The following is a 12,261-nucleotide window of genomic DNA, read 5'->3' as shown; positions in this document are numbered from 1 at the left end:
AAACTAGACCATCTGGGTGATCATATCAGGTAGTTTAGCCGTTGTTAGTGGCGTGGGCAATTGCATTAACCAGTTATCGTCATAGACTGAATTTAAGTACCGTTCTCCTCGATCAGGTAAAATAGTGAGGACACGGTAAGAAGAAGGCAAAGTCGGGATGAGTTTCTGAATAGCGGCAATCACTGACCCTGAAGAACCACCAGCAAAAATACCTTCATGTTCAAGAAGAGCGCGACACCCCAAAGCGGACTCTCTATCGTTAACGTAGATAACTTCATCTACTTCAAGCTGACTGCTAAGTTCAGGTACCCGACTTGCACCAATGCCAGGTATCTCCCTCGCGCCTGGTTGTGCCCCAAAAATAACCGAACCCACAGCATCCACGGCAACAACTCGCAAGTTAGGAAACTCCTGACGGAGACGTTTCGACACTCCCAATAGTGTTCCTGTGGTACTGGTAGCAATGATCAGACAATCAATGGGGTGGTCTAGACTGGAAACAATTTCAGCGCCAGTTCCATAGTAATGTGCCTTCCAGTTAAGTTCGTTAGCATACTGGTTAATCCAATAACTTTGGGGAATGGTCTTTAATAATTCCTGCACCCGTTTAATTCTAGACTGTAGATAGCCGCCTTGATTGTCAGGTGTGTCAACCATCTCAATATTAGCCCCCAAAAGCTTCAACATCTGTAAGTTCACTGTTGATATTTTGGGATCTACTACACACGTGAATTTAAGCTCGTGGACTCGTGCCAGCATGGCCAAGGCAATACCTAAGTTCCCAGACGTACTTTCAATTAGGTGGGTTTTTCTAGAAATGCTTCCATCCTGCAACCCTTGTTCAATAATAAAGCGAGCCGGACGGTCTTTAATACTACCTCCAGGATTTAAAAACTCCAGTTTTGCTATAACTTTAATGTTTTTATAGGGGAATAATCTAGACAAAGATACTAAGGGTGTTTGACCTATAGAGCTTGCTACTGATTCATGAATCATCTTAAACTACACTATGGATTGCGTCTTTCACTGATTAATGTAACACGGTTTAAATAACATGACCATATAAAAGCCAAGAAAATTTGATTGATTACGAGGCTCAAAAATGGTAGGTATATTGAGACAGTACAACATACGATTGATAATATCACAGAGAGAACTTTGTATTAAAGAAATTGATTTAAGAATCTTGTCATGAGGAAAATTTTTAGGAATTATACACTGTACAAATTAACCATGATTATTAAATTTTATACTAATATCAAAAAATATTGGCAGGCGATAGCGTATCCTACGGGAAGCAAACTACGCGGAGCGTCCCGCAGGGAACTAGTGCTGCTGCAAGCAGTTCGCTAAAACCAAATCTCCAAACAACCAATTTTCGTTGTGTGACAGTTTAGGGTGCGGAAGGTAGGATACAATAGACACCTCCAAAAAAAATGTAGATCCGAGAATTCCTACCCGCTTCTACGATAGGCGTATTTCCTTTCTGGAGATGTCTAATTAGGGTTTGCAAAAAAGAAAGCAAAAGGGTTGATAGATAAAGGTTTGCAGGGTTTTATAACCAAACAAGTGCAAGATTATTGACAATAGATGTTTAAAACCCTGGCATTTTCATCAAAAATAATCGCGTAAATTTGAGGACTAATTGTCCAACCTTCTCTTCCTTCTTCTTCCTCCTCTTTATTCCTCCTCTTTAGGGACTTCCAAATAAAAAAATGTCCCAAAACTGACGCAAAAATTCTCTCTCTGTGTTCTCTGTGCCTCTGTGGTTCGTTTATTGGGATAATTTATTTCTTGGAAGTCCCTTATTCCTCCTGACTCGGTGACTCCTGACTCGGTGACTCCTGACTCCTAGTCCTTACGAAAAGACTTATTCAGCAAACCCTAATTAAGAATGGAAAACTCAGGTAATGAGATTCTGACGAATCAAAGAATCATAAAGAGAAGAAAGCTTTTTGAGCACTTCTTCAGGATCTCTATTTGCCACCGCGATCATACCCCAACAACCAGGAATTGAGGCAATCGTGGTGGCATAAGTTTCTGTATCAGTAACAACATCAGTGATTTGTCGAATAACGGGGAGTGTGCCCTGAAGGGTTGGACGTATCACCCTGGTAACTGCATAAAAGTGATCATCTGTCCATAAGTGGTGATCCTTAACCTTTTCTCTAAAGATTCTGAGACATTCGGCACCATTGAAAGAAACATTCGGGTCTTGTGCGGCTACCAGCACCTCGTCCTCAAATACTCCCCCGATTCTACCAATAGCGAAATCAAAGCCGGCAATCATTAAGCCAAGGTTTTTACTTTGAAAGGCACATAGAAAATCGTTCATTGTTTCAGCAATAATCTGATAATGTGCTTTGGAGACTCCGAATAAATCCCCAACTGCTTCGTTGATATAAATATTACCTTTCCAGGAAGTTCCCTGTGTCATTTGCAGGGTTAAACCTTCTGCAACCTCTCCCCAACGGATATGTGCAGAGGGTGTAGTTTTCAGCATTTGTCCACCTACGTTAACTTGCAGATATTCAATATGTGCTTCGAGGAGATAGTCATCTCCATGCTGATAAGCATCCTTGGCAAGATCCTCGATTTTCAATTCATCTCTGAGATCAAGACCCGCAAAAATACGTGCGCCATCAGCTGCTTCGGAAGCTTTTAGACAAGCGCGTTCAAGTCCATATCTTGTCTTGAGCAACCTTGTGGCCTGAATTGTTTGCTGAACAAAAGAGTCTATATCTTCTCCCGAACGTTCAATTGTATAGCCCGGTAGTACGGGAATCGTCAGGTTTAGTTTTTTATATAAAAGTGAAGAACGTGATTCAACCTCTAATATATGTCGAGGGGAGTGGTTTAGTAAAATTGTTTCCAGTGCCAGTGCGTCTCGAACTGTTGGATAGAGTATACTTTTGCGATTCCAAGATTGAGCTACATCAGGAGTATTGGTGTCTATAGATAGGTTTTCTAAATTTGCCAAGCGCTTTAGCCAGATAAGAAATATTTGCATCTCTTTCTCCAGGTTATATACGCGAACAATCGTATATTCGTTGCTTCTCAAAAACTCAAGGATCTGATTAATTTCTAAACTGGGTGAGATTAGATGCTCTTCAGCAAGTAGCAGCAGCGCATGGGAAAGGTAGTAGTAATCAATACCCGGAATTTCAATGGCATTAATCTTCTCCAATTCAACTGCGGTTTTCCACGGGTTAGTACGACCAATCGCTAGATCCTGTTGTCGCGCAAAATAAGCGGAACGAGCTTCAGCATAAGTTGTGTGGTCTAAAGGAGTCGGACCATTCATCAGATCGAGGAGATCTTGTTCAAAGGATTTGACATCGGGGGTTTGTGAGTGCATGATTAGGGCTGGCCAATTCTTTCCGAGGGGAGTAGGCTGTAATTCCTGAGATGCTACTTTTTGCAATTCTGTGATGTCTATCCCCAAAAGCTTTAGACACAGTGCTGCAATTTTTTCAGTGGTCAAAGTCAGAGGTCCAGTATAAAAACCTTTCCACCTAACTCTTCGTTCATCATCAAATACTAAATCCCACTGGTATTCTAGTGATGTCGTGGGTTCTAACTGCTCTAGGAAAACTTTTTCGCATTGGAACATCGAATATTCTCCTTTCTTCTCTTCGTTTTTGTGAGATCCCATGACGATACTTTTTTACTAACTAATATTAATCAACAAACATATACAGCGTTTTCCGCTGAAGATGAGGTACAAAGTTGAATTATGAAACTCTTGTGATGCGGGCATCTTGCCAGCTAGATATGTACCTCATAACACCGGGAAGTGCTGTAAGTTAAGATTTCTCCCAAAAGGTGTTTTGCTACTATATAAAACCTAGACAAAACTAGACTTTACTTTTTACTTCAACAGGAGGATGGGATCGGTTATTTCTCAGTAGATTTACACGCTGTAGCCAAACGCGATAGATTAACTCTCATTGCAAAGGCTACAGATTAACTCTCGTTGAGTGTATCACAAGTGAAGAATAGTTAGCAAATTACTAATTAGACTCATCGCCTCACATTATAATAATGACAGAATTTAATTTTATGAATAAAATGATGGCAAAATGTGTAAGGTTTATTCCTAGAAAAATCGTCACAAAAATTGTTAGAAGTATGCAGGAAGATAAGTAGGGGTTCAGCAGTGCTAAAACCTTACAAATTTAGGTTTTTAATAATCTTGTGAAATCTCAGCCGCATTCACCAAACTAATTTATGCTTGGATTATTATAATTTTGCTTAAATCAGTATACTTGCGAAACAATGACGATTACGCGCTTTTTCTCAAAACTATCTTAGCATAAGATCCAAAAATATGTAGTTTTTATGTCGAAATGTTAAGGAATATTGTATTTCTGTCAAAACCTGAACCGTAAGCGGGATTTCGGACAAAAGTCCGTGATAGGATACTTTGGGAAAATATTTATAATTGGGAGAAAACCTTTGACACTACGGGTTGCTGTTGTTGGTTCTGGCCCTGCGGGTTCATGCACTGCTGAAACACTAGCTAAAGCTGGAATTGAAACTTATTTGTTTGAACGAAAATTAGATAACGTCAAACCTTGTGGGGGTGCTATTCCCCTGTGCATGGTGCAGGAGTTTGACTTACCACCAGAAATTATTGACCGTCGGGTCCGGAAAATGAAAATGATTTCTCCCTCTAATCGTGAGGTTGATATCAATTTGATAAATGAAGATGAATATATAGGAATGTGCCGTAGAGAAGTGCTGGATGGCTTTTTGCGGGACAGAGCGGTAAAATTAGGTACAAATTTAATTAACGCTACCGTTCATAAAGTTGATATTCCTGGCAACAATAAAGACCCCTATACAATCCATTACGTTGACCACTCAGGAGAAGGGGTACAGGGCGTTACTAAAACCCTAAAGGTGGATTTAATCGTTGGTGCTGACGGGGCAAATTCCCGCATTGCTAAGGATATGGATGCAGGGGATTACAATTATGCGATCGCTTTCCAAGAACGCATTCGTCTTCCCGAAGACAAAATGGCCTATTACAACGAACTCGCCGAAATGTACGTTGGCGATGATGTTTCTACCGACTTCTACGCTTGGGTATTCCCCAAACATGATCACGTCGCAGTAGGTACTGGTACAATGCACGTCAATAAAACCAGTATCAAACAATTACAAGCAGGTATTCGCGCCCGTGCTGCCGAAAAACTAGCCGGCGGTACAATCATTAGAGTAGAAGCTCACCCCATTCCTGAACATCCCCGTCCCCGTCGCGTCGTTGGACGGATTGCCTTGGTAGGAGATGCGGCTGGTTATGTTACCAAGTCCTCCGGTGAAGGTATTTATTTCGCCGCCAAATCTGGTAGAATGTGTGCTGAAGCCATAGTAGAAGCCGCTAACGGTGGGGCGCAGATTCCCACAGAAGGCGACCTCAAGGTATACATCAAGCGTTGGGATAAGAAATACGGACTCACCTACAAAGTATTAGACATTCTCCAAAACGTCTTCTATCGTTCCGATGCTACCCGCGAAGCATTTGTAGAAATGTGTGATGATTTGGATGTACAAAAGCTAACTTTTGATAGTTATCTTTATAAAACTGTAGTTCCCGCTAACCCCTTTACCCAATTAAAAATTACTGCCAAAACCATTGGTAGTTTGATTCGTGGTAACGCTTTAGCTCCCTAATGGAATCTTAATTAAGAGACGTTCAGCCTGAACGTCTCTACAATTTTTTATTAGTCCTGCACCCATTAGCGATTAAACATACTGCACAGAATTCTAAAATCCATTGATTAACACATTTTTATCTGCGTTTATCCGCGTTCAATGAACCTCCTCAGTTAGAGGGTGTTTGATAGCGTTCACGAAGTGTGCCGAAGGCATAGCGTGGCGTTAGCCATAAAGTATTAAATAAAACCAATAATCTCCAAAAACCTAACCCCCCTACCCCCCTTCCCTGACAGGTGTAGGTTTTTTACAATTGGGTTTTATGCTGGACTTGGAAGACAAGGAAGGAAAGTAGACAAGGGAGTATGAAGAAAAAGAACCGGAAAATTCTGCCCGATATGTTCCCTATCTTCATAGGTTTTAATTCTTCTTTCTCCTTCCTCCTTGTCCACTTTCCCTCCTTGTCTGCCAAGTCTGGCCCCTATTATCAATCTCAATGTAAAAAACCTACACTTGTCAGACCCCCCTTCCCTACAAGGGAAGGGGGATTTTAAAGCCTCTCTCCTTATAGGGGAGAGGTTTACCAGAGGGGTTAATTTATACCTTGAAAACTTTTAAAACATCCTCTTAGAGACTTCCAATTTAAAAAATATCCTAAAATTTCTTGTAGTGCGGGCATCTGGTCCCCTAATAATACAAGGACGGGCAAGATACCATTGGATAGCGAACGCGAGAGCGTCCCGGAGGGAACTAGCGCTGCTGCAAGCAGTTCATTTTTTTGTGGAGTTCTCTTAGTGTAAAGTTGTAGCTGCTAATTTTGAATTGTTAAGTTTGAATTCTCTTCTGTTTCTACTTTCTGCCCAATTTTCGGTTCTGTACCCGCAATTAATCGCTCAATATTAGTGCGGTGACGGATAATGACATATAAACCACCAGCAATACCAAGAAGAATATAGGCTAAAGGTTGCTGGAAAATTACCATTAAAATAGAAACCGCTACAGCCCCAGCAATAGAACTCAAAGACACAATTCTAGAAATGGCAAATACGACAGCAAAAACCCCTAATGTTGATAATCCTACTTGCCAACTTATAGCTAATAAAATTCCCACACCAGTAGCCACAGATTTACCACCTGTAAAGCCAAGAAAGATTGATTTACTATGTCCTAAAAGGGCAGCAAATCCAGCTAATGTGACTAAATAAGGTTGCCAAATTTCAATATTGATATTTGCTGGAATTAAATTTTGAACGGGTTCAATAGTACATAAAGCATAAGCTAGATTTATTGCTAATACTCCCTTGAAAGCATCAATTAATAACACAAATGCTCCAGGACCTTTGCCTAAAGTTCTCAGAACATTAGTTGCCCCTGTTGAACCAGAACCAACTTCTCGAATATCAATTCCTTTTAATAGCTTCCCGGCAATATATCCAGTCGGAAAAGAACCAAAGAGGTAAGCTAATAAAATCACTACTACACACAAAGTTAACCAAATAAACATAAGTTTGTCAGTTGTCAGTTGTTAGTTGTCAGTTGTTAGTTGTCAGTTGTTAGTTGTCAGTTGTTTTGCCACTGACCACTGACCACTGACTAATTAAAAATCATCATCAAAATCCCGATCTTTCATAGTTTTTGGGTCAGGGGCAAAAGCTAACCAGAGAGGGAATTGTAGCAAAGCTAAACTGATTTGTTCTTCAGAATCATCAATAATAATGAAAGGCATTTGATTGGCTTTAACTAATCTTTCTGCTTTCTGAGCCAACGCTGTTGGGGCTTCAAATAATACCACGCCTCTATCAGGTCCAAAATCAGGACGAGCGATACCTAAACAATCTTGTAAACCCCGCCGCCATTCGCCTAAACGTTCCGGTGTATTGGCTAAAATTAGAGTTCGCACACGGTCGCCATATAATTGATGCAATATCGAAATTGCCGACGAAGCAATTAAAATATTTTGTAAGCGGCTACCCATTGTCCGCAAAGCACCCCGTCCACCTAAAGTAAACAACCAATTTGAGATTTTTTCTGCATGAATTGGTTCAAAGGTGCGGCGTAACTGCCAAGGTGGTCCATAGTAATCTGGTTGGTTGCGGTATTGGTCAAGCAAGCGACGGATTTTTTTAGTAGTATCCTGAAACTGCTGCTGTCCAAGTTGTGGCATTTCGGACTGTTCTTTAACAGGTTTTGCTTCTCTGGGTGCTGGTTTTTCCCGTTCTTTCACTGGTTGTACAAGTTGCATTTGTTCCGCTGATGATGCCAAATCTTGTAAACTGCCTGTGAGATAGTCTTTAAAACCCTGTACCCGAATTGCTATATCTTGAGATGTTCCCGCAAATGTAGTCCGCATTTCATTGCGAATCCGTTCTTGACGACGTTCGAGTTGTTCTACAGAAATTTGTAAAGCTTGTTTGCGTTGTTCTAACTGTGATAATGACTCTTGGACAACTTGTGAAAGTGCAGTTTGAGTAACACTAACTTGACTTTGAAGGGTTTTATACGTAGTTTCCAATTGAGCAATTTCCGCGTTTAGGTCTAATGACCTTTGCTGCAAATGGGTTAATCTTGCCGCTGCTTGTGTATATACTGAGTTTTCCAATTCTAGAGTCGTTGCGTCAATAATGGCTGAATTAAAATCTACTTCCTGATTCAATTCTTCAGTTTCTAATTCTAAATCAGTAGATGGAGTTTCAGACATTTTATCTGTAGGGGGTTGCACTTCTATTTGTTCCAACCACTCATCTATTGATTCTGGAGTTTGAGATTCCTCTGGGTTCATAAATAATAATCTAAATTTTCGCCATGAAATTCTTTGACTTTAATATTCAAAACTCTTACCTTTCGCGTCTATGCACATTCGCGCAGCGTGTCATAGGCATAATATAATTCATACATGATTGAGTACCAAATTTCCCATGATCCAAAAAATATCTTTCACAAAATATACAATCGAATAGCTCCAAAACCTAATCAATCCTTGGACAACGTTCTTCTAAACAAGATTTTAAGGTTTTGGGGTCAAACAAAATTGGCAAAAAGTGAATACTGTTAACTTCCTTAAAATAGAACAAAATGGGTACCGGATTCCAGAATATCCGCCAGTTTTGCCATTCTTGGTAAGGAAAACGCCGAATTAACTTCTCTCCTCTATAAAGATCAAAATCGGTAGCAGTAAATTGAAAGCGCAGTGTTACAGCTTGCAACATCAAAAACAAACCTAATAGGGTTAATATGCCACCTATCCAAGGTTGTATCAACAGTACGGGAATAGCAACCAGCACCAAAACAACAGGAATATTGTAACTTGGCTTCAGTTCCACTGTTGATGTGATTTTAGGTGTCAATGAACTAGTCAAAATCTTTTCTCCTATTTCTATAATTCATAATTACTTTCTCTTAACTCTAAATCACCCTTAATGTTTTAATCCACTACCTGGACCTTGAAACATCACCCAAGAGAGAAAGAAGTTGCTAACAAATATAACTAGTAAGGCAGTGACAACAGCCGTTGTAGTTGATTGTCCTACACCTTTAGCACCTCCAGTAGTGGTCAAGCCCCAACTACAACCGATAATGGCGATTAATACACCAAAGCAACAAGCTTTAATCATAGCACTGCCAATATCCCATATATCGAGAAAGTCCCGCGCTGAGTCTAAAAATACTGTATCGGAAAGGTTGTAAATACGAGTGGCTATAAGCATTCCTCCAGACATTCCTGTTATTAAGGATAGCAAAGTTAAAATAGGTAGCATGATTAAGCAAGCCAGAAGCCGGGGAATGACTAAATAATCAATCGGATCTGTTTTTAACATTAACAGAGCATCTATTTGTTCTGTGACTTTCATTGTGCCGATTTCTGCCGCAAAGGCTGAACCTACTCTTCCTGCTAAAATTACCGCTGTCAATACGGGGGTAAGTTCTCTGGTTAATGCTACGGCTAACACGCCACCAACGAGGTTTCCAGCCCCAAAGTTGATAAATTCCCGTGCTACCTGAATTGTAAATACAGCACCGACAAATATAGCTGTCAATAAGGCAATAAATAGGGAGTCTGGCCCCACCATTGCCAATTGTTCTAGGGTATTACGACGGTGAATTTTACCTTGGATTAGGTGAAATAAGACTTGTCCACCTAAAAAAATCGCGGCCAGCAATCGCTGACTCCATGTTCCTAAACTGGATTTGGTCATTGGTTACTGGTAATTGGGAGTAGAATCAACAATAAATATATGAACTAGGTAGGGGAAGAGCATTGCTCATTGGTGTCAACTTAACGTAAAACCTAAATCCCAATAGGAACTCAAGTTCCTTGCTCATAGCCAAAGTTGTCTTTTGATGACTAAACACTTGAAAGATTCCTTAGTCCACTAAGTGTGGACTTGAGCTATTAGACAGGGAATAAATTCCCTGACGGGTGTGGAAGTCAACGGATAACTAGGGGTGTATATAACTAGGGGCGTATACAAGTAGGGGCGTATTGCAATACGCCCCTACTTAAGTTGACACTTTGCCCCTACAATGATTTTTAACACTAAGGATATTGATCTCTAAAATGGGTCATGTTATGGTGCATACTTGAATTCTACCAAGAAGCGATACCTGCGGCTTACCTGCATTAGTTGAATTTTCTGTGGCTGCGCTGTGTCAATCACATTACTTAGCAAACCCATGAGACTTAACGATGGTTTTTTTACCTAGTAACCAATCTAAATGCTGTGGTAAAAGGGTATCTAAATCATAATTCTGGATAATTGTTTTTCGCGCTTTGGTACGAATAGATATCATATCTTCGGAATTATCTAAAGCTTCATCTACCCTTTGAGCAATTTCCCGGGGAGAAAAGAAATCTACCAACAGTCCATTTTTTCCATCTTTAATTACCTCTAAAACTGGCGGAGTATTAGAAGCTACTAATAAACATCCAGTGGACATGGCTTCTAACATTGACCAGGATAAAACAAATGGACGGGTTAAATAAATATGGGCTGAGGAAGCTTGTAATACTTGCAGATATTCATTGTAAGGAAGTCTACCCGTAAAGTGCAATCTAGATAAATCCAAATCTAACTTTTCTAACATTAACTGTTTATAAGTCTTACCATCGGGGAGATTTTTTCCATAGGCTACTCTATCTTCTCCCACAACTACAACATGAGTGTGAGGTCGTCGTTGTTGAATTAAGGCGACTGCTTCCATAAACTGGGGAAATCCTCGATAAGGTTCCATTCCCCTACCTACATAAGTTACTAATTCTTCTACGTGGGAAAGATCAAGATGAATACGGGGTAAAACTAATTTAGCTCCGGGGTTGGGTTTAAAAAAATTAGTATCAATACCATCGTGACATACAGTAATTTTACTATGATATTCTGAAGGAAATTGTTGACGTTGCCAATTAGTGGGCGCAAGTCCGCGATCACAACCATATAAGTCCATCAAAATTGGGGCATTTTTTACAGAAATTCGACATTTATCATCTATACTTAGAGGCTCGCTGGGGTCAAAATCGGCATCAGACCCGTGAGCGTGATAAAACCATTCAAAGAAACACAATAATTTCGCTTTGGGAAAAATTTCTTTCATAAATAATGTTGGACCCCAACCAGAATGACCATAAACTATGTCTGGTACAAAACCCTGTGCTTTAAGTTGTTCTGTCATCCTATATACAGCTTGTCCTGTAATAACCGCATTTTCTAAATTACGGACATAATGATGAGTTGGTGCAGTAGCTTGACGGGAAGGTTGATATATGGCTTTAAATACACCAGGTATTGTTCCTTCCTGACGATTAGTGCCAAATACAACTTGGTAATTGCTATTTTGGGCTAAAGCGGTAGCCAAGTGGCGAAATTGAGCGGGAAAGTTGGGGTGTAAAAATAAAATCCGTTGAGGATTTGTAGAAGCATTTTTCATATCTTTATTACTAGCAGCTACGCTGTCCTATCAGCGTTTTGCTTGTTCATCGAATTATTAACTTAGTTTACGGCTAGTCTCATAAAATTGAGCAGGTTTTTACAGTGTTTTTACTTCTGGTAAACTGCACACTGAGAGATAAATCCTTATTTATTAAGGGGGTTACAGATTTTAAATATCAAAAATATCCAATGCACTTGGGATAACTATTACCCGTACAATTTAATGAAAACTTAAGATTCTTGACGAAATGAATGTTTGAGAGCGATCGCTAGTATTGTAGAAAGTAGCAGATAAATTTTTCCGCTCTCTCAAGTTACCCACTACCTCGGTCTCACAGTCAGTAACCCAGCCCTAAAGGGACTGGGCTTGCAAGAGTAATCAAGCAAGCCGTGCTGACCAGACCACCCTGAGCGATGTCGAAGGGTAGTCGAAGGGTAGCCGTTATTTGAGTCACGACACCCACCGAATGCGTTCGCGCCAGCGTGCCGTCAGGCATAGCTAGTTCCCTGCTCTGTCATTTGCAATTAAACAGTTTTAAGGTAACAGAAACAGTGTTGCAAGTCTAACAAGCTCTTATAACGCAGTCGTTGCTAACATCACCCCAGAAATGGGAGTTGGTTTCCAGATTCCAATCAAAAATCTGGTTTCAATTTTAATATCCACAGCGGTTAAAACCGC

8 protein-coding genes are annotated in these 12,261 nt (G+C 40.2%); 1 reads left to right on the top strand and 7 read right to left on the bottom strand.

All coding sequences use genetic code 11. From position 1 onward, the window contains the following. Nucleotides 1-3: 3 nt before the first annotated feature. Entirely contained in the window at nt 4-996 is a 993-nt protein-coding gene (gene sbnA / locus EZY12_24660) for a 2,3-diaminopropionate biosynthesis protein SbnA (protein QSX67796.1), read from the bottom strand. A gap of 907 nt (nt 997-1,903) precedes the next feature. Then, nucleotides 1,904-3,655, bottom strand: a complete 1,752-nt coding sequence (locus EZY12_24655; GenBank protein ID QSX67795.1) for a hypothetical protein — start codon at nt 3,653-3,655, stop codon at nt 1,904-1,906. Between the two features lie 803 nt (nt 3,656-4,458). Between EZY12_24655 and chlP the strand changes: the two genes are divergently transcribed. Then, complete coding sequence (gene chlP / locus EZY12_24650; GenBank protein QSX67794.1) at nt 4,459-5,679, top strand: geranylgeranyl reductase; 1,221 nt, start codon at nt 4,459-4,461, stop codon at nt 5,677-5,679. A gap of 793 nt (nt 5,680-6,472) precedes the next feature. Here chlP and plsY read toward each other — a convergent pair. From plsY to EZY12_24625, 5 genes are all read right to left on the bottom strand, one after another. Then, nucleotides 6,473-7,165 (bottom strand): glycerol-3-phosphate 1-O-acyltransferase PlsY, encoded by a 693-nt coding sequence (gene plsY, locus EZY12_24645; GenBank protein QSX67793.1) that lies wholly within the window; start codon nt 7,163-7,165, stop codon nt 6,473-6,475. Nucleotides 7,166-7,258: 93 nt separating this feature from the next. Further along, the gene (locus EZY12_24640; protein QSX67792.1) at nt 7,259-8,440 is read right to left on the bottom strand and encodes a DUF3086 domain-containing protein; all 1,182 of its coding nucleotides are present in this window, start codon (nt 8,438-8,440) and stop codon (nt 7,259-7,261) included. 187 nt (nt 8,441-8,627) lie between these two features. Continuing rightward, a complete protein-coding gene (locus EZY12_24635; GenBank protein QSX67791.1) occupies nt 8,628-9,017 on the bottom strand; it encodes a DUF3119 family protein in 390 nt (129 codons plus the stop codon). A 57-nt stretch (nt 9,018-9,074) separates the two neighbouring features. Further along, complete coding sequence (locus EZY12_24630; GenBank protein ID QSX67790.1) at nt 9,075-9,854, bottom strand: MlaE family lipid ABC transporter permease subunit; 780 nt, start codon at nt 9,852-9,854, stop codon at nt 9,075-9,077. A gap of 463 nt (nt 9,855-10,317) precedes the next feature. After that, nucleotides 10,318-11,580 (bottom strand): glycosyltransferase family 4 protein, encoded by a 1,263-nt coding sequence (locus EZY12_24625; GenBank protein QSX67789.1) that lies wholly within the window; start codon nt 11,578-11,580, stop codon nt 10,318-10,320. Nucleotides 11,581-12,261 lie beyond the last annotated feature (681 nt).

Source organism: Dolichospermum sp. DET69 (assembly GCA_017355425.1).
In the GTDB taxonomy this organism is placed as follows: domain Bacteria; phylum Cyanobacteriota; class Cyanobacteriia; order Cyanobacteriales; family Nostocaceae; genus Dolichospermum.
Note: the sequence above shows the minus strand (reverse complement) of the source record. Positions and strands in the feature narration are given on the sequence as shown.

Coding starts and splice junctions, on each gene's coding strand:
- sbnA (QSX67796.1), bottom strand. CDS start 996: ATGATTCATGAATCAGTAGCAAGCTCTATAGGTCAAACACCCTTAGTA.
- EZY12_24655 (QSX67795.1), bottom strand. CDS start 3,655: ATGGGATCTCACAAAAACGAAGAGAAGAAAGGAGAATATTCGATGTTC.
- EZY12_24640 (QSX67792.1), bottom strand. CDS start 8,440: ATGAACCCAGAGGAATCTCAAACTCCAGAATCAATAGATGAGTGGTTG.
- plsY (QSX67793.1), bottom strand. CDS start 7,165: ATGTTTATTTGGTTAACTTTGTGTGTAGTAGTGATTTTATTAGCTTAC.
- EZY12_24630 (QSX67790.1), bottom strand. CDS start 9,854: ATGACCAAATCCAGTTTAGGAACATGGAGTCAGCGATTGCTGGCCGCG.
- EZY12_24625 (QSX67789.1), bottom strand. CDS start 11,580: ATGAAAAATGCTTCTACAAATCCTCAACGGATTTTATTTTTACACCCC.